General features: G+C 49.0%; 20 protein-coding genes. 14 read left to right on the plus strand and 6 right to left on the minus strand.

Annotated features, from left to right (window positions below; translation table 11 throughout):
• Positions 1-64 precede the first annotated feature (64 nt).
• Entirely contained in the window at positions 65-814 is a 750-nt protein-coding gene (locus AC3WQ3_RS01660; RefSeq protein WP_492471267.1) for an MBL fold metallo-hydrolase, read from the minus strand.
• Between the two features lie 203 nt (positions 815-1,017).
• Here AC3WQ3_RS01660 and uxaC point away from each other — a divergent pair, with 203 nt between their 5' ends.
• The 4 genes from uxaC (at position 1,018) to AC3WQ3_RS01680 (ending at position 6,789) form a co-directional block, all read left to right on the plus strand.
• Positions 1,018-2,460, plus strand: a complete 1,443-nt coding sequence (gene uxaC, locus AC3WQ3_RS01665) for a glucuronate isomerase (RefSeq protein ID WP_492471268.1) — start codon at positions 1,018-1,020, stop codon at positions 2,458-2,460.
• A 182-nt stretch (positions 2,461-2,642) separates the two neighbouring features.
• Positions 2,643-3,185, plus strand: coding sequence for a MarR family winged helix-turn-helix transcriptional regulator (locus AC3WQ3_RS01670; RefSeq protein WP_127537375.1), 543 nt, complete (start codon positions 2,643-2,645; stop codon positions 3,183-3,185).
• Positions 3,182-4,909: an ABC transporter ATP-binding protein gene (locus tag AC3WQ3_RS01675; RefSeq protein ID WP_221805845.1), complete on the plus strand. Its 1,728-nt coding sequence runs from the start codon at positions 3,182-3,184 to the stop codon at positions 4,907-4,909. Before AC3WQ3_RS01670 ends, AC3WQ3_RS01675 begins: the two co-directional genes overlap by 4 nt.
• On the plus strand, positions 4,906-6,789 hold the full coding sequence (locus AC3WQ3_RS01680) for an ABC transporter ATP-binding protein (protein WP_336782299.1): 1,884 nt from the start codon (positions 4,906-4,908) through the stop codon (positions 6,787-6,789). Before AC3WQ3_RS01675 ends, AC3WQ3_RS01680 begins: the two co-directional genes overlap by 4 nt.
• Before the next feature lie 102 nt (positions 6,790-6,891).
• Here the strand turns inward: AC3WQ3_RS01680 and AC3WQ3_RS01685 are convergent, their stop codons facing one another.
• A complete protein-coding gene (locus tag AC3WQ3_RS01685; protein WP_492471269.1) occupies positions 6,892-7,485 on the minus strand; it encodes a hypothetical protein in 594 nt (197 codons plus the stop codon).
• Between the two features lie 278 nt (positions 7,486-7,763).
• Between AC3WQ3_RS01685 and AC3WQ3_RS01690 the strand changes: the two genes are divergently transcribed.
• Both AC3WQ3_RS01690 and AC3WQ3_RS01695 read left to right on the plus strand, forming a co-directional pair.
• A complete protein-coding gene (locus AC3WQ3_RS01690; RefSeq protein WP_492471270.1) occupies positions 7,764-8,975 on the plus strand; it encodes a serpin family protein in 1,212 nt (403 codons plus the stop codon).
• A gap of 92 nt (positions 8,976-9,067) precedes the next feature.
• Positions 9,068-9,964, plus strand: a complete 897-nt coding sequence (locus tag AC3WQ3_RS01695; RefSeq protein ID WP_492471271.1) for a diacylglycerol/lipid kinase family protein — start codon at positions 9,068-9,070, stop codon at positions 9,962-9,964.
• A gap of 27 nt (positions 9,965-9,991) precedes the next feature.
• Here the strand turns inward: AC3WQ3_RS01695 and AC3WQ3_RS01700 are convergent, their stop codons facing one another.
• A complete protein-coding gene (locus tag AC3WQ3_RS01700; RefSeq protein ID WP_492471272.1) occupies positions 9,992-10,594 on the minus strand; it encodes a GNAT family N-acetyltransferase in 603 nt (200 codons plus the stop codon).
• Between the two features lie 118 nt (positions 10,595-10,712).
• Positions 10,713-11,336: a TetR/AcrR family transcriptional regulator gene (locus tag AC3WQ3_RS01705; RefSeq protein WP_492471273.1), complete on the minus strand. Its 624-nt coding sequence runs from the start codon at positions 11,334-11,336 to the stop codon at positions 10,713-10,715.
• A gap of 175 nt (positions 11,337-11,511) precedes the next feature.
• Between AC3WQ3_RS01705 and AC3WQ3_RS01710 the strand changes: the two genes are divergently transcribed.
• The gene (locus AC3WQ3_RS01710; RefSeq protein WP_492471274.1) at positions 11,512-13,743 is read left to right on the plus strand and encodes an MMPL family transporter; all 2,232 of its coding nucleotides are present in this window, start codon (positions 11,512-11,514) and stop codon (positions 13,741-13,743) included.
• 231 nt (positions 13,744-13,974) lie between these two features.
• Positions 13,975-14,928, plus strand: coding sequence for a nucleoside hydrolase (locus AC3WQ3_RS01715; protein WP_492471275.1), 954 nt, complete (start codon positions 13,975-13,977; stop codon positions 14,926-14,928).
• 190 nt (positions 14,929-15,118) lie between these two features.
• On the opposite strand, the gene AC3WQ3_RS01720 is transcribed toward AC3WQ3_RS01715, so the two are convergent.
• Positions 15,119-15,862 (minus strand): thioredoxin-like domain-containing protein, encoded by a 744-nt coding sequence (locus AC3WQ3_RS01720; protein WP_492471276.1) that lies wholly within the window; start codon positions 15,860-15,862, stop codon positions 15,119-15,121.
• 257 nt (positions 15,863-16,119) lie between these two features.
• Complete coding sequence (locus AC3WQ3_RS01725) at positions 16,120-17,028, minus strand: hypothetical protein (RefSeq protein ID WP_492471277.1); 909 nt, start codon at positions 17,026-17,028, stop codon at positions 16,120-16,122.
• A gap of 359 nt (positions 17,029-17,387) precedes the next feature.
• Here AC3WQ3_RS01725 and AC3WQ3_RS01730 point away from each other — a divergent pair, with 359 nt between their 5' ends.
• From AC3WQ3_RS01730 to AC3WQ3_RS01755, 6 genes are all read left to right on the plus strand, one after another.
• On the plus strand, positions 17,388-17,732 hold the full coding sequence (locus AC3WQ3_RS01730; protein ID WP_095290982.1) for a Na-translocating system protein MpsC family protein: 345 nt from the start codon (positions 17,388-17,390) through the stop codon (positions 17,730-17,732).
• Positions 17,733-17,969: 237 nt separating this feature from the next.
• On the plus strand, positions 17,970-19,040 hold the full coding sequence (locus AC3WQ3_RS01735) for an ABC transporter substrate-binding protein (RefSeq protein ID WP_492471404.1): 1,071 nt from the start codon (positions 17,970-17,972) through the stop codon (positions 19,038-19,040).
• 99 nt (positions 19,041-19,139) lie between these two features.
• Positions 19,140-20,078: a nucleoside hydrolase gene (locus AC3WQ3_RS01740; RefSeq protein WP_492471278.1), complete on the plus strand. Its 939-nt coding sequence runs from the start codon at positions 19,140-19,142 to the stop codon at positions 20,076-20,078.
• A 279-nt stretch (positions 20,079-20,357) separates the two neighbouring features.
• The gene (locus tag AC3WQ3_RS01745) at positions 20,358-21,179 is read left to right on the plus strand and encodes an ABC transporter permease (RefSeq protein WP_095290986.1); all 822 of its coding nucleotides are present in this window, start codon (positions 20,358-20,360) and stop codon (positions 21,177-21,179) included.
• A 6-nt stretch (positions 21,180-21,185) separates the two neighbouring features.
• Positions 21,186-21,977 carry an ABC transporter permease gene (locus AC3WQ3_RS01750; RefSeq protein WP_095360095.1) on the plus strand — a complete coding sequence of 264 codons (792 nt, stop codon included), beginning with the start codon at positions 21,186-21,188 and terminating at the stop codon, positions 21,975-21,977.
• Positions 21,978-21,995: 18 nt separating this feature from the next.
• Positions 21,996-23,069: an ABC transporter ATP-binding protein gene (locus AC3WQ3_RS01755; protein WP_492471280.1), complete on the plus strand. Its 1,074-nt coding sequence runs from the start codon at positions 21,996-21,998 to the stop codon at positions 23,067-23,069.
• The last annotated feature ends 3 nt before the right edge of the window (positions 23,070-23,072 follow it).

Genomic DNA, 23,072 nt, shown 5'->3' on the forward strand with positions numbered 1-23,072 from the left:
CACCTCATCTTCTAGTAAAATGATGCTTCAGCTCCTGAAACTACTCGAAGCATCCTATACTACCTTATTTCTCATCCAGCTCAAACGATTCCAGTGTGCCGACCATCCGCAGGTCATGCTCACGGTTGAACCGTTCCCGGGTACTCGCATCTGCATATTCGTCATGATAATGCATTAAGACGGTCTTTTGCCTTACTTCCGCAGGCAGCTGTTCCAGGTCCTTCAGCGAGGTATGAGATTTGATCACCAAATCATGCATATGGCATTCATGGAAAATCAGCTGCACATCTGCGGCAGCCTGTTCTACCCGTTCCTGATCCAGCGTGCTATCTGCACTGTAGTAGAAGTAGGGCTTCGCAACAATACCATTGCTGACCATGCCCGGAACGTGCTGTGTACGGAATGTCTCAAACGTCACACCGCCAAGTTCGAATGTGCCTCCATCCGGCAGTGGAACGATATCATAATAATCGCTCATTGTACGCTCGCCATCGGTGGTGTAGCGCATGCCTGGAGATAAGATGCTCCATAGCGGCTCAACCAGTTGTTCGTGGATAAACAGGCGCGGTTTGCGGTCACCTACAATTTGCGAATAGTATCCGAGCATCTGTACACCGTTAATGTGGTCTTCATGCAAATGTGTGATAAATACATTATGGATATCAGTCATGGGGAACCCAACCTCTTTGAGGGCTTTTGCATTCGATTCCGGAAAATCAATGACCAGATGCGTGCTTCCAAATTCGGCGAGCATGCTGTTGTGATACTGCTCTACGCTGAACATGTCCCCTGTGCCTAGAAATGTAATTTTCAACGATTTCAACTCCTTGTATGATCTTCAGATCAGCATATCGTTCATTAAAACCAGTATATCTTGTTCGGGGGCATATGCCCAAACCAACCATTTTTGAATACGCTATCATTTTTTATTGAACTTTGGGAGGAAACAGTGTAGCGTAAAGATGGGAAGTGTACCCATATGAACGTAAACTCACCCAAAGGGAGCGTGCGAAGCGAATGAAGTCTTTTTTAGATGAACAATTTTTGCTGCACAATGAGACAGCCGTCAAGTTATATGAGGATTACGCTAAGGACATGCCGATAATTGACTATCACTGCCATCTCAGTCCGCAGGAGATCTACGAGAACAAGACGTTTGGCAATATTACGGAAGCCTGGTTGTACGGGGATCACTACAAGTGGCGGCTAATGCGGGCAAACGGTATCGAAGAACAGTACATCACTGGCGGTGAGGGCGTGACCGATTACGATCGTTTCCTGGCTTATGCCAAAACGGTACCCATGATGATCGGCAACCCCTTATATGCCTGGTCCCACCTGGAATTGCAGCGGTACTTCGGGGTATATGAAGTTTTGAATGAGAGCAGTGCTCCAGGAATCTGGGAAAAAGTAAATGCCAAGCTGAACAGTGAAGGTTTTGGCGCACGTGACCTGATCACGAAATCCAATGTCACGGTTGTGTGCACCACCGATGATCCTTGTGATTCATTGGAATACCATCTGAAGATTCAGGAAATCGAAGGCTTTGATACAGCTGTGCTGCCTTCTTTCCGTCCGGATAAGGGGCTTGAACTGAACCGGGATACCTTCATCGAATGGGTAAGCAAGCTGTCTCAGGCTTCGGGTACAGCAATCTCTGATTATGATTCATTCCTCTCTGCGCTGGAATCCCGGGTGGAGTTTTTCCATTCCGTAGGTGGCCGAGTTTCCGACCATGCACTGGACTATGTCCCATATGGCAAGGCAACACGGGAAGAAGCGGCAGCCATTTTTGCCAAAGCACTCGCAGGTCATCAAGTAAGCCGTGAGGAAGAGGACAAGTACAAGACCGTTACACTGACCTTCCTGGGCAAGCTATATGCGGAGCGGGGCTGGGTGATGCAGTTCCATATGAATGCAGCCCGTAATAATAACAGCCGGATGTTCGCTCAGCTTGGACCGGATACCGGATATGATGCGGTGAATGATACGCCGCTCTCTTCTGCGATGATCGGTCTGCTGGACGCACTGGAGCAGGAGAAGGCACTGCCCAAAACCATTCTATATTCCTTGAATCCACGGGATAATGAAGTGCTGGCTGCGATTGTCGGCAGCTTCCAGGGCGGCGGTATCCCGGGCAAAATTCAGCTTGGCGCAGCATGGTGGTTCAACGATACCAAGGACGGCATGCTCGCCCAGATGAGAGCGCTGGCCAACGTTGGTTTGCTGAGCCGTTTTGTGGGGATGCTGACGGACTCGCGCAGCTTCCTTTCCTACACAAGGCACGAATATTTCCGCCGTCTGGTCTGCAACCTGATCGGGGAATGGGTGGAGCAAGGAGAGGCACCGCATGATATGGAATTGCTTGGACAGATGGTTCAAGGTATTGCCTACAACAATGCCAAGGCGTACTTCCCCTTCTCGGCTTCCCTCAAAACCGTATCTGCTTCGCAGTCCTGATTATCATTGAACTTTTGGAAACCGTGGCGATCTGCCGCGGTTTTTTTGTGGTGTCATTTACCTGTTTGACTTTCGCTGTTGGTGAAAATATAATTAGGATACCTAATTAATTGATATACTATTTAATAGTAATCCTATGTTAATTGAGAATTCATTGAGAATGTAAAAAGGAGGAAACCTATATGACAGGTCTGGATCCAGTGGCCCAGAAGCTGCTGTATTCCATCATGCAGTTTAATAAAGGCAAATGGAGACAGCATAAGCCCCACGGGCGCAACCATAATGAAATTATGGTATTGGCCTGTTTGCTCCACGGTTCACATCCGGGAGAGCGTCTGGATTGGAGAGATAATCCCCCCGATTTTCATAGCGAATTGAATGAAGATCATCCAGGACTGAAAGTATCGGAGATCAGTGCATTGCTGCGAGTAAAATCACCGACGATTACCCCAGTCATCCGTGGACTTGAGGATGAGGGGCTGGTCAAGCGAACCATGGACCCTGATGATCGCCGTGCCGTGCGTATTACGATTACGGAAGCAGGCCGTGATATTATTCGGGCTGCTCATGACGAGCGCATGCAGATATTCAACAGATTGGTTGAACATCTGGGAGAGGAAGACAGTACCCAGTTAGCCGAGCTGCTGACGAAAGTATATAGCTTTTTTGACTCGCTCGCTTCCCAGCAAAAGGAGCATTCAACCGAAGGAGATGATACGCCATGATGAAACTGTTTCGCATGCTCAAGCCTTATCAAATCCCCATTATCTTCATTTTGGGTCTGGTACTGCTGCAATCACTCGCCGAGCTGTACCTGCCAACCTTGATGGCCGATATCGTCAATGATGGTATCGTCAAGGGTGATGTTCCGTACATCTGGCAAATTGGCGGTTGGATGCTGGTTATTGCCATTGGGGGCACAGCGTGTTCCGTATTGGCCAGTTACCTGTCCTCCCGTACAGCAGGCGGATTCGCCAAGCAGCTGCGCAGCCGGGTTTTCCGCCACGTGGAGAATTTCTCGCTGCAGGAATTTGATAAGCTGGGCACCGCATCACTAATCACCCGTACGACGAATGACATTACACAGGTTCAGAACGTATTAACGATGATGCTGCGCATGATGATCATGGCTCCGATGATGTGTATCGGTGGTATTTTCATGGCGGTATCCCAGGACGCCAAGTTGTCCACGATCTTCCTGGTCGTGCTGCCTGTGCTGGCGGGTGCCATTGCATTGATTGGGGCCAAGGGTCTGCCGCTATTCAAACAAATCCAAAAAAAGCTGGACCGACTGAACTTGGTTCTGCGTGAGCAATTGACAGGTATTCGTGTTGTTCGTTCTTTCAACCGCGGAGAACATGAACGCGTTCGTTTTAACGGAGCAAATACGGATCTGAGAGATGCTTCGATCAAAGTTAACGTTCTGATGGCGACATTGATGCCTGTTATGATGCTTGTCATGAACTTCTCCATGATCGCCATTCTATACTTCGGAGGACAGCGCATAGACAGTGGAAACATGGACATTGGTTCCCTGATTGCGTTTATCCAGTATGCGATGCAGATTATGTTCTCGCTGATTATGGTTTCCATTATTTTTGTCATGATTCCAAGAGCTTCTGCATCCGCAGAACGGATCAACGAAGTGCTGGATATGCAGCCTGACCTTAGTGATCCAGAGCAGCCTCGTGGCATGAAATCCCTGCAGGGCACCATTGAATTCGACAATGTTACCTTCCGTTATCCGGGAGCAGAGAATGCGGCACTGTCGGGTATTTCGTTTACAGCCCGTCCCGGGGAAACCACAGCCATTATTGGTGGTACGGGATCAGGAAAATCCACGCTGCTCAGCCTTATTCCCCGTTTCTATGATGTCACGGAAGGCAGCGTGCGGGTTAACGGTACGGATGTACGAGAGATTAGTCAGGAAGACTTACGTGCGAAAATTGGCTTTGTGCCACAAAAGGCAGTCCTCTTCACGGGAACGATTGCGGAGAATATCCGACACGGGAAAGAAGATGCCACGATGGAGGAAATCGTTCATGCTGCCCGGACTGCTCAGGCCGAGAACTTCATCTCCGAGATGAAGGACGGGTATGACAGCCTTATTGCTCAAGGTGGTAACAACGTTTCTGGTGGACAGAAACAGCGTTTGTCCATTGCACGCGCACTTGTTCGCCGCCCGGAAGTGTATATTTTCGACGACAGCTTCTCCGCTCTGGATTTCAAAACAGATGCCAAACTTCGTGCAGCGCTGAAATCCGAAACGACTGAAGCGGCGGTGCTGATTGTTGCACAGCGAGTAAGTACAGTAATGGATGCAGATCGCATTCTGGTTATGGATGAAGGACGCATTGTTGGTTCCGGTACCCATAAGGAACTGCTCGCGAATAATGAAGTGTACCGCGAGATTGTATCATCCCAGCTGACAGAGGAGGAGATCGCATGAGTGAACGTACCGAACATAAAAGCAGATCACCACGTTCCGGCGGGCCAGGTCACCCTGGTGGCGGTATGGGCATGCGTCCTCCGGGTGAGAAGCCGAAGGACTTTAAAGGTACGCTGCGGCGGCTGATTAAGTACCTCCAGCCACACCGTTATCGTCTGCTCGGTGTATTGGTAGCTGCAATCCTCAGTACCGTGTTCAGCATTATCAGTCCGAAGGTTATGGCTGAAGGAACCGATATACTGAGCCAAGGCGCCATTGCCATTCTGCAGGGCATACAGGGCGCGGGTATTGATTTTCCTGCATTAATGAAAGTGTTGTACCTGCTTTTGGGATTGTACCTGTTCAGTGCAGCATTTATGTATATTCAGCAATACCTGATGGCTGGTGTTGCTCAGCGAGTGGTCTATGACATGCGTGAGCAGATCAGCGCCAAAGTGGGCCGGCTGCCACTGAAATACTTTGACTCCCGTACCCACGGGGAGACGCTCAGCCGGGCGACCAATGATGTAGACAACATCAGTAATACGCTTCAGCAGAGTTTGGCCCAGTTTATTACTTCTGTCGTAACCATTGTCGGCGTAATTATCATGATGCTGACGATTAGTCCATGGATGACACTGATCACCATTTTGACGCTGCCACTCAGTGTAATCGTTGTGATGCTGGTGGCATCCCGTTCACAAAAGCATTTTGCGGGACAACAGAAATCACTGGGTGAGCTGAACGGACATGTCGAGGAGATGTACACCGGACACAAGGTCGTAAAAGCATTTGGACGCGAAGAACAATCGGTACAGCAATTCGAGAAGGTCAATGAGGAGCTGTATGAATCGGGCTGGAAGGCTCAATTTATCTCAGGGATTATCATGCCGCTTATGAGTTTTGTTGGTAACCTGGGCTACGTTCTAATCTGTGTGGTCGGCGGGATTTTTGTCACACGCGGCGCCATCTCGATCGGGGATATTCTGGCGTTCACGCAGTACTCTCGTCAGTTCACACAACCGATTAACCAGATTGCAAATATCTCCAATATCATTCAGTCCACCATTGCTTCGGCGGAGCGGGTGTTCGAACTGCTGGATGAAGAGGAAGAGGTACCAGAGTCCAACAAGCCAGTACAATTACAGCAGCCCCAAGGAGCGGTTGCGTTCCAAGGCGTTAATTTTGGATATAAACCGGATGAACTGCTTATCAAAAATATGAATATTGATGTAAAACCGGGTCAGACCGTAGCCATTGTAGGGCCAACGGGAGCCGGTAAGACGACACTGATCAACCTGTTGATGCGTTTCTACGAAATTCAGGATGGAAAAATCACGATCGACGGTGTCGATATTCGGGACATGGAACGCGGCAAACTGCGCAGCCTGTTCGGGATGGTACTTCAGGATACATGGCTGTTTAACGGAACCATTCGGGACAACATCGCGTATGGACGTGAGGGTGCAACTGAAGCAGAAGTGGTTAAAGCAGCTGATGCGGCCCATGCCGACCACTTTATCCGTACGCTGCCGGATGGCTATGATACCGTGCTGAACGAAGAAGCATCGAATATCTCTCAGGGGCAGAAACAGCTGTTGACGATTGCAAGAGCCATCTTGGCGAATCCGTCCATTCTTATTCTGGATGAAGCAACGAGCAGCGTGGATACCCGGACTGAGGTATTTATTCAGAAAGCAATGAATGATCTGATGAAGGATCGTACCAGCTTCGTCATTGCTCACCGCTTGTCTACCATTCGTGGGGCGGATCTCATCCTTGTCATGGATCACGGTAATGTGATTGAACAGGGCAATCATGAGGAATTGATGGCACAGCAAGGATTCTATGCGGATCTGTACAACAGCCAGTTTGCTGAGCAGCAGCCCCAGGCGATCTAATTGAAACGATGCATATAATGATATAGAAATAAGCCGGACTCCCCTGTTGGGAGCCCGGCTTATTTGCTGTGTCGTATCCTTTTGCCGCAAAGTCGAAATGAATTACTTGTCATTGGTTTCCACCACAGCTGTACGATCTGCGTCATCACGGGAATCGGCCTTCTCTTCTTGCTTTGCGTCCGTGTTCGCTTCTTGAAGAGCTGACGGGGCAGGTTCGCCCGGAATTTGCTCACGCTGTTCAAGCATACGTTTCACGACCTCATAACAGTCATCGACATGTTTGTTACCCACATAACGCATGGCCGTGAAGCTTAGAGCAGCGGCTAGACCTTGGCCTGCAAGTGGAACGAACTTGGCAACGGATTTGGTGGCTACGCGTACTCCAACCCGTTTCAGTACCTGAACGACAAGTTCCTTCGTTACCATGCGGCCGATGACTTTGCTTCCGATGGACATGACGAATCCGTAAATCATGGATTTGGTTTCAGGGTCCATGCCGTCGAGCTGTTTTTGCGACAATCCGAATTTATTGTTAATGGCAGGCAGTAGCTGCATAAGCATCCCCACATCAGCCAGTACGTCTGTACCAGGTAAAGGGACAAGTGTAGTACCAGCAGAAGCGGTTGCTCTCTTGCGGACCATCGTGCGGCATTCCTTGCGGACTTGCTCCAATTGTTCCAACGTTGCCGGAATCATAGGAAATCCCTCCATTCGTATATGGTATAGATATAACCGATTTAGCTCCTTTTGAATGGCGTTTCCCCCGCGGGGATGAATATTGAGCGTGAAGTAACCTTTTCTAGCTATCTTGCGTTTAGTAAAAAAAGGAAAATACTCATCTGCCATGTGCGATCTTTAATTATTACGGATGTGAGGGGATTACGATGCATACACGGTTATATGTACACCTGTTATTATGTTGTGTATGTTGGTTGTTCATTACAAGCTGTTCAGAACAGGAGGGGAAGGACCAGATGGAATCCAGTACTAATCAGGAATTATCCGCTGATGAACGGAATGCACTTCTGAAGAAAATCGAGCCGAAACAGATTGAGGCGATGAACAGATTGGGGTTGCAGCTGATCAGAGAGCTTGGAGCGCAGGAGGCACCCAGTGAGAAGAATCTGCTGATCTCTCCTTACAGTATCGCAGCAGCTATGGGTATGGCATACCTTGGCAGTGAGGGAGAAACAAGGCGGGAAATGGCAGAAGCGCTGGGTTGGTCGGAATGGGATGATAGGCAGTTAAACACGACGGATGCTGCGCTGCATCAATTGTTAATGCATCCAGGCCCTGGAATAGAGATGGGGATTGCCAATGCGGTGTGGATTAAGAACGGAGTCACGGTAGATGATGAGTATAAGGCTGACTTACAGCAAGCATTTGAAGCCGAAATTGGGCCATTACATACACAACCCGAACAGGCCAAAGATGAAATTAATCGTTGGGTGGAAAAGCATACTCGTGGCAGGATCCCTCAAATGCTGCATGAATCCCCTGCAGTGGAAACGCTCATGATACTGGTGAATGCCATAGCATTTGACGGTAACTGGACAAATGAATTTCAACCTGAGCATACAAAAGATGGCGATTTCCGGCTTGCAAACGGCAGCACGGTGTCTGTACCGATGATGCATCAGTCCAAGCAATTCCATTACACGGAAAATGAGGAATGGCAGGCCATTCGGCTTCCCTATGGGAATGAACAAACGTATATGCTGATTGTATTGCCACGGGACGGTCATACGTTGGAAGAAATCCAGCAGCAGCTGGAGGATCATCCCCAAAAGCTGAATGAACAATCTGACTTCAGATTGGTAGACTTGTCTCTGCCCCGTTTTCGAGCCGAGTATGGAGTTCATTTAAAAGAAGCCATGCAGCAGCTTGGGATAGAGAAGGCCTTTGACCCGTATACTGCTGATTTTACAAAAATGATTCCGCGTGGACCGGACTGGCAGGCCTATATTGGCCAAATTATCCACCGAGCTGTGATGGAAGTGAGTGAGCAAGGAACCGTAGCGGCTGCTTCTACACTTTTGGATATGAGAGCAGGGAGTGCTCCACCTACGAATCGTGTCCAGATGGAGGTTAATCGTCCGTTTATGGTTGCTGTGGTGGATGATTCAACTGGAGCATGGGTTTTCGCTGGAGCCATCCAGCAGCCTGAACAGGTCGCTTCCCACTGACATCTTAGTAAGTAAAAGTATTGGCTCTTTCGTTACTGCTTCAACCTTGACGGCTAAAGGGTAAACAAGCATTAGAATGGAGGAAGAGAGCGATGGCATTTAACAAAGCACTGTTAATTCATCACAATCATGCCGGAAAAGCGAATCGTGCGGATGCTGTAGGTACTGCAGCCGGAGTACTTGCGCCTGCTGTTCGTGAGCTTGTTGTTGTACGCACCGAGGAACCCGGAGAGGGGGAAGCCTTATGCCGGGATCGTGGGGAAGAATTCGATGTCGTTTTTATTTTGGGTGGGGACGGTACGGTGCATGAATGCGTGAATGGACTGGCCCGTCTGCAGAACCCTCCGCTGATTGGGATTTTGCCTGGAGGGACCTGTAATGATTTTGCACGTTCTCTCGGATTGTCACCGGATGTGGAGGTTGCCGCACGTCAGCTGCTTGAGGGTCATGCTGTTTCGATTGATATTGGGCAGGCCAATGACCGGGTATTTACGAACTTTTTTGGCATTGGATTAATTAGTGATACATCGCAGAATATTAACTCCAACCTGAAGGGTACGCTGGGCAAGCTGAGCTACTTCATCAGCACATTGCAGACCATTAGTAACACCGAGCCTTTTCATTACCGGATGGAGGCAGACGGCAAAACAATGGAAGGGGAAGCTGTCATGATCTATGCGGCGAACGGACGGTTTCTTGGAACGAATTCACTTCCATTTGCCCCAGATGCGCTGCAGGATGGCGAACTGGATATCCTCATTATTCATGAGACGGGCATTCCGCTGCTGCGAGAGATCCTGTCGCACAAACCGGAGGGAGAGTGGCAGCCTCAGAATGAAAGTATCAGTTACTTCAAGGCGTCAACCCTGCTGCTGGAGACGGATGCTCCCATGCCCGTTGATACGGATGGCGAATTGTACATGAAGACACCCGCCGAGCTGTCGGTGCTGGCGGGTCATCTGACTTTTTTGACCGGAGATGTGTACTAGGCACTTCTCCGGTTTTTTTTATATCAATTACCCTTGCCGCGCAGGGCCTGTCATCTGACCTGCGACATGCCGTTCACGGAATTCATGCTCCAATATACTCATGAGAATGGCATCATGATATTGGTGGTTGTAGTAAAGTGCGTCTCTGCGGATGCCTTCGCGCTGGAAGCCCAGCCTCTCATAGGTACGAACGGCTCGCTCATTGAAGGCATATACCTCAAGCTCGATTCGGTGCAGGTTGCAAATGCCAAAGCCGTAATCAAGCATCAACAGCAATGCCTCGCTGCCGTAGCCCTTGCCCTGGTGCTCCGAACGATCAATGCCTATTCGCAGGTGTGCACTGCGGTTCTTGGCATGCATGTCCATGAGAACAACCTCGCCGATGAGCTGATCATTTTCCTGTAAGGCGATGAGCAGCATGAGCCGGGAGTCGTCCTGACCAGCGTTCTCGACAAAGCGTTCCACTTGTGTACGGGTAAAGCTGTTCTGTGTTCCTGTAAGTTTTCGCATCTCAGGGTCAAACAAACCTGGAAAGTAGTCATCGACATCCGTCGTCTCAAACGGACGAAGATAGATGCGTTCTGTCTCCAGCAGACGGGGAACACGTGGGGATGATGTTGGTTGGGACATTCGTGATACCTCCTAAAAAGTCAAACATCTGGGGCATGACAAGTGGTCTGTCACTATCAATGCTACTGTACTAATCGTCAGTGGATTCTGACATGAGTATATCTCGTTAAATTATACTTCACTTTCGCTGAACGGCCCCATCCAGAAATAAGGAAACCAGCTCATGAGCCAAGTCTTCAATGCTTCCATGCATGCTGCGCACATCCTCCCGGTTCCCGAGCATGAGCAAGGAGGTGAATGCTTGGGCGAGCAGCATAGGGTTCGTAGTGCGCAAATAACCGCTGTCCATCTCCCGCTTGAAATGTGTGGCGAGAACATCAAAGATCTGAGTCTCGGCTTCACGGATCTGCGCAAGCTGGTCGGCACTCAGATAGGACTCGGCTTCACGCATCATGGTTTCCGTGTCCACATGGGACTGCTGCATTTTGGCTGCAGCAACACTCTCCAGCCGCTGCTGCAAGGAGCCGGGCTTCTCCAAACGAAGTGCCGTCTGCTGCCTGCCCATGGCCATCATCCGCGTTATGGCGACAGTGAAGAGCTCCGGTTTGCTGGAAAAGTGATAATAGATGGACGCCTTGGTCACATGGCATAGTGAGGCAATCTGCTGAAGAGAGACGGGTTCATAACCATATTCCATAAATAACTGCGAAGCAGTCATTAGTATTTTGGACTGGACTGAGGTCTGATCGGTACCGGCTTTGGGTCTTCCTGGTGACCGGGAAGGTGTAGTCTTTTTAGTCATACGGCATACCTCTTTACATAAAAATTATCTTGGCATAAAGTGTTCAAAAAATTAGTATTGCAAAATTAACCTTACGGTATATATAATTAATTCGATTATACTATGACCCGTGGTTCATTTCTACAATTCATATACAAGACGGTTTCATAGAAACAGAACAGGAGATGAAGAAACGATGCAAGAAGGATCGGGCTACGGCCGCTGGGTTGCGGGCAAACGAACCAAATGGATTACACTGTTAGTATGGATTATTATTGCGGTTGTACTCGGTGTGGTATGGCCAGCCGTAGGCGAGCGCGAAACGAATAACGCACAAGACTTGAGTGATTCCAAACCGTCCGTACAGGCAGCAGCGATTGCCCAGCGGGAGTTTCCAGGCGGGGAAGGTCTCCCTGCCTTAATTGTATGGCATCAAGCTGGCGGGTTGACGGATCAGCAGATCGAACAGATTCAGGCGCTAACCGAGCGGCTGGATCAGGATCCGGTAGAGCAGCAGCAAGCGGTTGTGCCGTTGTACCAATTGCCGCCGCAGGCCATTCAAGGCCAGCTGTCGGAAGATGGAAGTACGCTGGTTATGCCGCTTTTCTTCAATGAAGGCGCAGACTCTGAACAATTGAAGGAAGGCATTGAGGCGGTTGAGCAGAAAACGGAGGACATTTTTGGTTCCAATCCGTTTGATGTCGCTATAGATGATGCCAATGCATTAAGTGCACGGGTCACTGGACCGGTTGGTATATCCATCGATGCGAGTGGGCTTTTCTCATCGGCCGACGTATCCCTGTTGATCGCAACAGTGATTCTTGTTTTGGTACTGCTGCTGTTGATCTATCGTTCTCCGGTACTGGCGATCATCCCCATTATTGCGGTTGGTTTCGCGTACATGGTCACAAGTCCTATTCTTGGATTCATGGCAGATCAGGGCTGGATTACGGTTGATGCACAGTCCATCTCCATCATGACCGTATTATTGTTCGGAGCAGGTACGGACTACTGCCTGTTCATGATCTCCAGATTCCGCCAGATTCTCTATCATGAGCCGGACAAAAAGAAGGCGTTGTTCCAGGCCATCACCGGATCATCCGGTGCGATCGCCATGAGTGGATTCACAGTCGTTGCAGCCCTGCTCGTGCTGCTGCTCGCTGAGTACGGTGCATATCACCGTTTTGCTGTTCCATTCAGTTTGTCCATTTTCATCATGTTTATTGCCAGCTTGACGCTGGTTCCGGCACTGCTTGCCATCTTCGGGCGGGGATCATTCTACCCGTTCGTACCGCGTACGCACGAAATGGAAGTGGAGCGTGCCAAGAAAAAAGGCAAACCGGCTCCTGCTCCGCGCAAAATCAAGGAAAGCTGGATTGGTCGCACAGTTATCACCAAACCATGGACTGTACTGGCCATTACGCTGGTACTGCTCGGTGGACTGGCTGCCTTCTCCAGCCAGATCAAATTTACGTATGACCTGCTGTCTTCCTTCCCGGAAGACGTACCTTCACGTGAAGGATTTACGGTCATTGGGGAACAGTTTTCCGAAGGCGAATTGGCTCCAGCCAAGGTCATTATAGATTCAGAGGGCAAGGAAACCGATCTGAAGCAGCGTCTCGAAGCATTGGATTATGTAAGCAAGGTGGGTGAAGCTCAGCAGGGTGCTGAGAATGCCAACATCACCGCCTATGATGTTGAGTTTAACTTGAATCCGTACTCCATGGAGGCCATGCAGCATATTCCGGATTTGCGGGCGACCGCTGAGCAGGCATTAACTGACGCAGGAATTACCAGTGTGGACAGTCACGTCTGGATTGATGGCCAAACTGCAGAGCAGTACGACATCGAAGTGACCGGAGAGCGGGATGCGAGTATCATTATCCCTGTTGTCATCGGCATGATTACATTGCTGCTTTTGTTATACTTGCGCTCAGTAGTAGCGACGGCATATTTGATCGCCACAGTGGTGCTCTCCTATTTCTCGGCCCTTGGTCTCGGATGGCTTATCATCCATTATGGCTTGGGTGCAGATGCCATTCAGGGTGCGATTCCGCTGTATTCATTCGTATTCCTGGTAGCACTCGGTGAGGACTATAACATCTTCATGATCTCAAGTATCTGGCAGAAACGCAAAACGATGCCTTTACGCCAAGCGATCAAGGAAGGTGTAGGCGAGACAGGTTCTGTTATTACTTCTGCAGGTCTGATTCTCGCAGGAACGTTTGCTGTACTTGCAACACTGCCTATTCAGGTATTGGTGCAGTTCGGAATTATTACGGCAGCGGGTGTGCTGCTCGATACATTCCTTGTCCGTCCATTCATGGTACCGGCCATTACAACCTTGTTGGGCAAATGGGCATTCTGGCCAGGCAAATACAAGCCTGTTGCCGAGGAAGCAAAAGAGAAGCAAACGTCCTCCATGTAATTTGAAGTCCGAATTCAGACAGGATGGATCCATGCACCCTCGATGAGCAGCGCATGGACTTAGAAGATGCGGGCAGTGCGAACAACAGCGCTGTCCGCATTTTTATGCCAACTCTGAGGGGATGGTTTACGTATAACAGGGTTTTGGGACATAATAGAGGGAACGTTGGTCCAGAGGCTGACGGATGAAAGTACATCAATGGGACAACCAGGGGAAGGATGAAAGTAAGTAATGACGAACCAACTTAATGTGTATTTTAACCATGACGGCGGCGTGGATGACCTCGTATCGCTGTTCATGCTTCTGCAGATGGATAATGTAAAAGTTACAGGTGTATCGGTCATTCCGGCAGACGGATATTTGGAGCCAGCGACCGATGCCAGCCGTAAAATTATTGATCGCTTCGGTACGTATTCCGTCGAAGTATCGAAATCTAACTCCAGAGGTAAAAATCCGTTTCCTGCAGCGTGGAGATTGCACTCCTTTTATGTAGATGCACTGCCTATACTGAACGAATCTGGCAAAATGGAAGCGCCTTTGTCAGCTATTCCGGCTCACCAGCACCTGATTGAGAAGGTTCGTAACACAGAAGACAAAACACTTCTTCTGTTCACGGGCCCACTGACAGACCTCGCACGTGCACTTGACGAAGCACCAGACATTGAAGAGAAAATCGACAAGCTGGTCTGGATGGGCGGTACGTTTGAAAAAGGAAACGTGGAAGAGCCTGAGCATGACGGCACAGCGGAATGGAACGTATTCTGGGATCCGGAAGCGGCTTACCGTGTATGGGAAAGTGGCATCCAGATCGACCTGGTTGCACTGGAGAGCACGAACAAAGTACCTCTTACACCTGCTGTGCGTAATCGCTGGGCAGCCGAGCGCCGCTTCGAAGGTGTGGACTTCCTCGGAAACTGTTACGCAGGATGCCCTCCACTGGTGTACAGTGAAACAAACTCCACATATTATCTGTGGGACGTACTGACAACAGCTTCCGTGGGTCGCGAAGATATCGTGAAAAAGAAAACCGTGAATTGCATCGTAATTCCAGATGGTCCTAGCCAAGGCCGTACGGTAGAGCAAGCCGACGGGCGTCCAGTGCAGTTGGTGTACGATACGGATCCGGATGCATTCTTTACTTATATGACTGATCTGGGTAAAAAGGCTGCTCCGCAGCGCTACTAATCCAGACAACCACAGAGTTTTCTTCTACTACTACTAGAAAATTATAAAAAAGCCGCAGGCAGAGCACCAGGGATTTCTCCCGGGTGCTGCCGTGCGGCTTTTTGTTATTTTGAGTCACACAAACATAGCTGCGTATCATTGCGTTCTCCGTGAATCCAGGATTCAACGGATCATGGAGCATCAACGATTATTACATCGTTCCGCCACCTTGGCGAATGGAAGGAGGAATTTTCTCTGGTCCCTGGTTAATGTACCGGTTAATAAATGTTCCAACTTTGGCGTCGTCGAAGGTGTCCAGCTTCATCGTTTTGGTCCAGGCCGTCACGACGACTTCACTGCCCTCTGGAATATCCTTGTTTGGTACAGCCAGTATGCCAGCCCCGGCCTCACGGAACTTGGTCAGATATTTCAGGTGCTCCTTCAGGTCGTCGCTGGCATCCTCACGATAGTAGATGATGATATCGCCATGCTCCAGATTGTGAACAAGATAAGGATATCCCGGGAAATCGGTGTAAAAGCCAAACTTGATGTCATGTGGGTTATGAGGCCCTGAAGTTGGAATGGTCATGTCGTAATCAATAGGGTCTTCCGTATGTTCTGCACCATAGTAAGGGTCATCCGTTACCTCAATGTTGGCGTTAGCGTTAAGATCAGCCACGTCATATTTGTCGAATGCGCCTTGCGTGAAGAACAGAATAAGGATGATGACGGAGACGCCGAGCAATGCGTGTGCAGCCAGCCGGATGGACCGGCTTTTCTTTTTGATGGTGGCTCGTTCATCCTTCTTCATATGACTTAGTACTTTCCCCTGTGTACGCGAACCCAGAATATAAGCAGCGATGGAGAGCAGCAGCAGGACTGCTCCTACAATGAGCCAGACATAGGATGTTCCTGCCTCGTGGTTCATTTGCATATGATTCATATCGTGATTCATCGATTGTCCTCTTCTTTCTTTTCTAAAATGGAAATAGCCTTTAATAACACTACATCATGTAGTGTTTGGCTGCGCCGAAAACCCTTCTTCAAGGAAACAGTGAAGTTCCCGGTACGTAAATTCAAACATAAGGTTTGCACTACACATTATAGTGTATCGAAGATGCCAGTGCAATCCTGGATCGGAAAACGAAAAAAGACTCTTCTGAACAAACCAGAGGAGTCTTTTCGTAGATGTAATTTGAAATGAAAATCGGACTACAGACGACCGAATGGTGACAGCATCATGCCCAGAATTCCAAGAATGGAGCCTGCGAGCAGACGGTACAAAATGTAGAGCAACACAACGTTGGCAATAAGGACAGTATACATGCTGTCGATGGCTGACTTCGTACGATTGAGCGGATGTTGGAACAGCACCGCATTCATACCTGCAAAAACAATGACATACGAGACAACCAGAAGGAAGATTGCGATCGGATATGAAATAAAGATAAACAAGTTCGCGAGCACGAGCGCTGCAACAGACGGAACAAGTAGGGTACCATACTGTGCTACTAGCGTTTTCGGACGGAACGTGATTTTTTCGATTTTCAATACAGCGTAGATCAGTACTACAGCCACAATCAGGATGATCGCGGTAAAAAGCAGCGGGCGTATGAATCCAGCAACGAATAAACCACCCATATCTAACCGGCTGAAGGTAAGTAAAAAATATGTAGAGGATAGGATTGCAATGAGAGCCATCGTAATTAATCCGTTCAATGCATGTTGATCGCCGACGGTTTTCATCGTCTGGTAAGGACGGGCTAGGACGCTAAGAAAATAGGATATGTACTGTTTGCTGACTTCTTTGGCTTGCTGCACCTTCTCATTCTGCATGACATTGTTCCACTGATTGGTGTCTCCTGCAGACGAGTGGTCATTCGGGCCGGAATTGTCATAAGTCTGGTCATGAGGTGTTGGAGCAGAAGGTGTGCGGGAGGGAACGGATGAAGAAGGTGCTGCTTGCGTACTGGACCAACGTGTATATTCCGATTCGGCAGCAGCTGCTGATTCTTGGTCACGGGGAGCGGTAGAAGAAGATGGGGACTGAGTCAGATCTGTACCACACCTCTCGCAGTAATGTGCATTTCCATTTTCATGATTACATACCGGGCATTTCATAACAGGGGCCTCCAATTTCATATATTAAGTAATATAGACATTTTGTCTCATTTTAACGGTTGGTGGCGAAGTTTGTCTATGTTTATAGCGTAATTAATAACCGTAATTTCCCAAATTAGACGAACGGTGTATCATAAATGATTATTCAAGCAACAATATTATAGGAAGTCATCAGGTAGAGAGTTTTCGTTTACAGTGGAATTGGCATATGAATTTCGGTGTTTTTTTGGTCATCGTTCGCTTTTATGTGTTATTTGCATGTTAAGTATATCTTTTGGGTTGCCTCCTACCTCATATTTATGTATAATCAAACGTGTTAACACGTCGAATGTACGGTAGTAAATGATGAAGGTGAATTCATGGAACTGCTGGACAGTAATGAAAGCAAGAAAAAGATGTGCCAGTATTACAACGAAATTTCGAAGGAACTATTCGGCTTCGGGACCACTCTCCTGAGAGTGACCGTGGATCAGAATATTGTGACCTTCTTTGCCAAGCACCGACGTTCGCCACGCTCTGACGCCCTGGAAGGGGAGGCCCCCGGCTTGAAGCTGGAAGTGGACTTCCGCATGTCTGTCTTATACAAGAAGAAATTCCGGGAGAAGCTCGAGCAGCACATGGGTTTGCCAATTGAAGCTGTACTCAGGGATTACGATGCGTCCACACAGTGGGCCATTACGAATATCATTCTGGAACAGGCATAACGTGGATCGACTGGTTCGATTCGGGTCATGCGCGCGTTTCGATTATATCGTCCCCAACAATTTCATATGATGGCGTCTAGTCTTCGGATTGATTCTGAAGCAGAAACCAATGATGTACCGGCAGCGGGTGTCGCTTTCCTTTGTTTACGAAGAAAAGTGTTCTTGTTCTTACAAGAATGCTTTTCTTTTTGTTTTTTTTATACACATCACACATTTCAGGAGGAATTCAGGATCATGATGAAAAAGTGGGTTAGCGGTTTGGCAGCAGTGGCAATGACATCGGTATTACTTGCAGGTTGCGGCAGCAGCACGGATGATGTGACAGGTGGATCAGGCAGCGAGGGAACAGCAGCAAACAAACTGGTGATCTCCACGTGGGGCTTCTCCGAAGATTTCTTTAATGAAGAAGTATTTGGTCCATTCGAAAAAGAACATAATGTGGACATCGTGCTTGAAGTCGGCAACAACGCTGAGCGTCTGAACAAAATCCGTCAAGGTACATCGAATGTCGATGTCATTTACCTCTCCGACTACTATGCACAACAAGGTATCGATGAAGGTCTGTTTGAGAAAATCGATCGTTCCAAAATTCCGAATGTTAATGATATTTACGATATTGCCAAAGCACCACTTGGCGAAGACTATGGCCCGGCTTACACCGTTGGACAGCTCGGGATTGCCTACAATCCTGACCTCGTCTCCAAAGAAGTGACTTCATGGAGTGATCTGTGGGATCCGGCATTTGAGAATAACCTGACGATCCCAAATATTACAGCAACAGCAGGCCCAATGGTCGTGGATGCAGCTTCCCGTGTATCCGGAAACGATACATTTAATGAAGATGCGGCATTTACGAAACTGAAAGAATTGAGCGGTAATGTTGTTAAATTCTACAGCCAAACGTCCGAGTTCGTGAACATGTTCTCGCAAGAAGAGATTGCAGGCGGACCGATCATGGAAATGTATTTCAAGGATCTGAAAGCAGCTGTGCCCAATGCGAAGTTTGTTGCACCTAGCGAAGGCGCATATGCAGTCATGAATACAATCAACGTGGTGAAAGGCAGCAAAAACAAAGAACTCGCCGAAGAGTTCATTAACTGGCAGCTGAGCCAGGATGTACAAGCGAAGTCTGCCAAAGCCAAAGTGGATTCACCGGTAAACACCAAAGTTGAATTGACTGCAGAAGAAGCAGAAGGCGTGACGTATGGCGCTGACGTGGTTGAGAAGCTGAACAAGCTGGATATGGAATTCGTGAACCAGCAAGCGAAAGCTTGGACGGATCGTTGGAACCGTGAAATTGCACAATAAGAAACATTGGATAGAGCTAGATAAGAACGACAGATAGCGACTTGTCAGAATGAATAACCTTTGCAGCAAGCACGATGAATGGTAAGGAGTGGAGAACGTATGAGTGAGGCATTACAACGTATCATCCTGGATGTAGATACGGGTATTGATGATGCGCTGGCCATATTGCTGGCCGTCAAGAGCCGGAAGCTGGACATTCTCGGCATTACCACAGTCTGCGGGAACGTATCGCTCCAGCAGGCAACAGATAATACATGCAAGATCCTTGAACTGGCGGATGCGCCTGATATTCCGGTGATGGCTGGAGCGGCCAGTCCGCTCACCCGCCAATCACATTATGAGCATCGGGTACATGGACAGGATGGATTGGGCGGAGCACTGCCTGATCCGGCCGTGTCCAAGCAAGCGGAAGAGGGCTTTGCGCCGGACTATATTATCGAGCAAGCCAAGCTGTATCCGGGTGAACTCACGCTGATTATGACTGCGCCACTAACCAACCTGGCACTTGCCCTGCTGAAGTGTCCGGAACTGCCCTCTTTATTGAAAGAAGTGATCTTCATGGGTGGCGTTGTTCGCGGACATGGCAATATTACACCGACGGCAGAGTACAATACGTACGCTGATCCGGAAGCTGCACGCATTGTTCTGCATGCAGGCATTGAGAAGCTTACGCAGGTTGGCCTGGATGTTACGCGTCAAACGCTGCTGAATGAAGCTACAATTGAACGTCTCATAGATCCTGCGCTGCGTGCGTACGTTGCTCAGAGCACAGAAATTTACATCAACCGTTACGAACAAATGAACGGCATCCGGGCTTGCGCTCTTCATGATCCGCTGGCTGTGGGCGTTGCCCTTGCACCTGAACTGGTAGGACGCAAATCGTATTACGTGGATGTCGAAACGGCCAGCCGCCTGTGCGATGGCCAGATGGTATGCGACTTCCAAAAACGGTTGGGCCAGCAGCCCAACACGCTAGTCTGCGAAACGGTGGACGCGGAAGCGTTCCTTGAACTTTTTATTAACGCATTAAATGCGTAGTTCTACTCCATTCAGTGAGTAAAGTTAGGCTCAGTCTTAAAATTAGTTCTTAATATGATTCGCTTGTAGTGGAGGGACGAAATCGATTCTGAAGAAACGCAGTGTTCGCCTTTATCCCCGAATTTCAACCTTTAATAAAGGATCAAAGAAATCTGGGGATAACAGCGATCGGAAGAACGATTCGGACCGGAACGGTTGCCAAGCAGAGATAGTAAGTACTTGTTTTTGAAATGATCTAAACTTTCGAAACAAACCATTTTATAAGTCAGGAGTACCGCGATGAAGAAATCAGTAATCTACTGGCTATTGCTGCCGGGGTTCGTGTTTTTGGCGGCATTTATGATCATTCCGATTGTCCTGACGATCGGATCAACGTTTTTCCAGGAAAACTCCTTCACATTTGAAGGATACATGCACTTTTTCAGAGACCCTTACTTTTTGAAAATATTGCTTACGACGCTGCAGGTCAGCGTGGTCACCACCCTTGTCTGTGTGGTGCTCGGATTCCCGACAGCTTATTATATTTCGCAAAAAGCGCCGCGCCGCAAAGGTATCCTGCTGGCACTGGCCATTTTCCCATTGCTGACAAGCCCGGTTGTACGCTCGTTCAGCTGGATGATCATTCTTGGACGCAAAGGTCTGATCAATAATGCACTGGTTGGCCTGGGCATCGTGGATAAACCGCTGGATATCCTGTACACGCCGGCAGCCATGATGATTGGTCTGACTCACCTGTTCCTGCCGCTCATGATCATCTCCCTGGTCGGTGTGCTTGAGAACATCGACAATGACCTGCTTAAAGCGGCACAAAGTCTGGGAGCTTCCCGTATCACGGCATTCCGCCGGGTCGTATTCCCGCTGGCTGTGCCAGGGCTTGTGATCGGAGCCGTGCTTGTATTTGTCGGAAGCCTCACGGCGTATACGACACCGGCACTTCTTGGAGGCAAGCAGCGCGTTATCGCCACGTTCCTGTATCAAAACGCCATGACCCTTAACGACTGGTATCTGGCCTCGGTCGTTGCCGCAATTATGATTGTCATCACGTTTGTTGTGGTCGGTGTCATGAACAAAATGGCCAAAACTTTAAATCCGAAGGGGTAGACACATATGCGGGAGAAACATATCGGGCTGGGCCTGTTCAGTCTGCTGGTCTTTATCTTTCTGCTGGGCCCGCTTCTGATCATATCGGTCACTTCGTTTGAACCGGGAACGGTACTCAAATTTCCGCCGGAAGGCTTCTCCTTCCGCTGGTACGAAAATATTTTCAACACAGGCGGTTTCCTCCGCACGTTCCAGACATCCATCATCATTTCCCTGCTGGGGAACCTGCTGGCGCTGCTGCTCGGAGTTCCGGCTGCCTATGCACTCAGTCGTTACGATTTCAAAGGCAAGTCTGTGCTGAATGCACTGTTCCTGTCCCCGGTACTCATTCCGGGAATCGTGCTTGGTTTTACATTGATGAAATACCTGATCGTGATCTACCATCTGCCGATGTATCTGGGTCTGCTGATCGGTCATACGATTATCATGCTTCCATTTATCATTCGCGTCATTGCTTCCAGTCTGTCGAGCTTTGACTTTGCCGTGGAAGAAGCTGCACTGAGTCTTGGTGCGGGACGGGTAAGAACGTTCTTCCAGATCGTGCTGCCCAACATTCGTTCGGGGATTCTGGCGGCTGTGCTGATTGCTTTCCTGGAGTCGTTCAACAACGTGGATATCTCCGTGTTCATGACCGGGCCAGGGGTAAGTACACTGCCGATTCAGATGCTGACGTATGTTGAGAACTATTTTGACCCAACAATTGCAGCCATTTCCGTGCTGCTGATGGTACTGACCGGACTTTTAATGTTCGTGATCGAACGGATCATGGGCGGATTTTCATACTTTACTAAACGTTAATTGGAGGCGCAGAACGCTATGGCATTGCTGACATTGGATCGCGTATCGGTGGCTTACGATAACCAGACGATCCTGAAGGATTTTCAATTGGAGCTGGAAAAAGGTAAGCTGCTCTCCCTGCTCGGACCGAGCGGTTGCGGCAAAACAACTACGCTGCGCCTCATCGCCGGATTCCTGGAAGCAACACAGGGCAAGTTTATGTTCGGCGGCAAGGACTATACGAAGGTTCCGGTAAACAAGCGGAACTTCGGATTTGTATTTCAGAGTTATGCGCTGTTCCCGCATCTGTCTGTCTATGACAACGTGGCTTTCGGCCTGCGGATGCGCAAGGTAAAAGACAAGGATATCTCTGCACGTGTTATGCGCATTCTGGAAGTGGTGAACCTGAACGGCTTCGAGAAGCGTTTTCCGCAGGAACTGTCCGGTGGACAGCGTCAGCGGGTGGCAATTGCCCGTGCACTCGTGATTGAGCCGGATCTGCTGCTGTTTGACGAACCACTCAGTAACCTCGATGCCAACCTGCGACTGAACATGCGGGTGGAGATCCGCCGGATTCAACAGGAGCTTGGTATTACAACGCTGTATGTCTCCCATGATCAGGAAGAATGTTTCTCGATCTCGGATCAGGTAGCCATCATGAACAAGGGTGTTGTCGAGCAGCTCGATCGCCCGGAGACCATTTTCAAATATCCGGCAACGGAATTTGTAGCCCAATTTATTGGATTCCACAACTTTATTGAGTTTGCAGAACGTAGTGATGCAGGAGATCAGATCTCGCTAAAAGCGGGAGGTCGTTTGTTTACGGCGACAGCCCATCCCGGAACGGCACGTCCCGGCGCTCGCAAAGGCGCAATCCGCCCGGACGATCTGATCGTCAGTGGGGATACGTCAGCGGATCTGGCCAATGCGTTGCCAGGTATCGTGAAGGTGAGTACGTATCTTGGACGCAGCTATCAATATGTGATTGAGACCGAACTCGGTGATTTTACGGCAAACCAGGAGATGGAGACACCGTACCTCAGCGGGCAGCGTGTCAGCCTGATTTTCCCACAGGACAAGCTTGTCCTCGTTGAATATAAGTCATATTCGTGAATA

It is taken from the genome of Paenibacillus sp. FW104-T2 (assembly GCF_058789975.1).

Bases quoted from the DNA above. Each gene is read 5' to 3' on its own strand.
- AC3WQ3_RS01720 (WP_492471276.1), bottom strand. From the start codon at position 15,862: ATGAATCACGATATGAATCATATGCAAATGAACCACGAGGCAGGAACA.
- AC3WQ3_RS01675 (WP_221805845.1), top strand. From the start codon at position 3,182: ATGATGAAACTGTTTCGCATGCTCAAGCCTTATCAAATCCCCATTATC.
- AC3WQ3_RS01685 (WP_492471269.1), bottom strand. From the start codon at position 7,485: ATGATTCCGGCAACGTTGGAACAATTGGAGCAAGTCCGCAAGGAATGC.
- AC3WQ3_RS01680 (WP_336782299.1), top strand. From the start codon at position 4,906: ATGAGTGAACGTACCGAACATAAAAGCAGATCACCACGTTCCGGCGGG.
- AC3WQ3_RS01690 (WP_492471270.1), top strand. From the start codon at position 7,764: ATGGAATCCAGTACTAATCAGGAATTATCCGCTGATGAACGGAATGCA.
- AC3WQ3_RS01715 (WP_492471275.1), top strand. From the start codon at position 13,975: ATGACGAACCAACTTAATGTGTATTTTAACCATGACGGCGGCGTGGAT.
- AC3WQ3_RS01750 (WP_095360095.1), top strand. From the start codon at position 21,186: ATGCGGGAGAAACATATCGGGCTGGGCCTGTTCAGTCTGCTGGTCTTT.
- uxaC (WP_492471268.1), top strand. From the start codon at position 1,018: ATGAAGTCTTTTTTAGATGAACAATTTTTGCTGCACAATGAGACAGCC.
- AC3WQ3_RS01700 (WP_492471272.1), bottom strand. From the start codon at position 10,594: ATGTCCCAACCAACATCATCCCCACGTGTTCCCCGTCTGCTGGAGACA.
- AC3WQ3_RS01670 (WP_127537375.1), top strand. From the start codon at position 2,643: ATGACAGGTCTGGATCCAGTGGCCCAGAAGCTGCTGTATTCCATCATG.
- AC3WQ3_RS01740 (WP_492471278.1), top strand. From the start codon at position 19,140: ATGAGTGAGGCATTACAACGTATCATCCTGGATGTAGATACGGGTATT.
- AC3WQ3_RS01745 (WP_095290986.1), top strand. From the start codon at position 20,358: ATGAAGAAATCAGTAATCTACTGGCTATTGCTGCCGGGGTTCGTGTTT.
- AC3WQ3_RS01755 (WP_492471280.1), top strand. From the start codon at position 21,996: ATGGCATTGCTGACATTGGATCGCGTATCGGTGGCTTACGATAACCAG.
- AC3WQ3_RS01710 (WP_492471274.1), top strand. From the start codon at position 11,512: ATGCAAGAAGGATCGGGCTACGGCCGCTGGGTTGCGGGCAAACGAACC.
- AC3WQ3_RS01695 (WP_492471271.1), top strand. From the start codon at position 9,068: ATGGCATTTAACAAAGCACTGTTAATTCATCACAATCATGCCGGAAAA.
- AC3WQ3_RS01735 (WP_492471404.1), top strand. From the start codon at position 17,970: ATGAAAAAGTGGGTTAGCGGTTTGGCAGCAGTGGCAATGACATCGGTA.
- AC3WQ3_RS01725 (WP_492471277.1), bottom strand. From the start codon at position 17,028: ATGAAATGCCCGGTATGTAATCATGAAAATGGAAATGCACATTACTGC.
- AC3WQ3_RS01705 (WP_492471273.1), bottom strand. From the start codon at position 11,336: ATGACTAAAAAGACTACACCTTCCCGGTCACCAGGAAGACCCAAAGCC.
- AC3WQ3_RS01730 (WP_095290982.1), top strand. From the start codon at position 17,388: ATGGAACTGCTGGACAGTAATGAAAGCAAGAAAAAGATGTGCCAGTAT.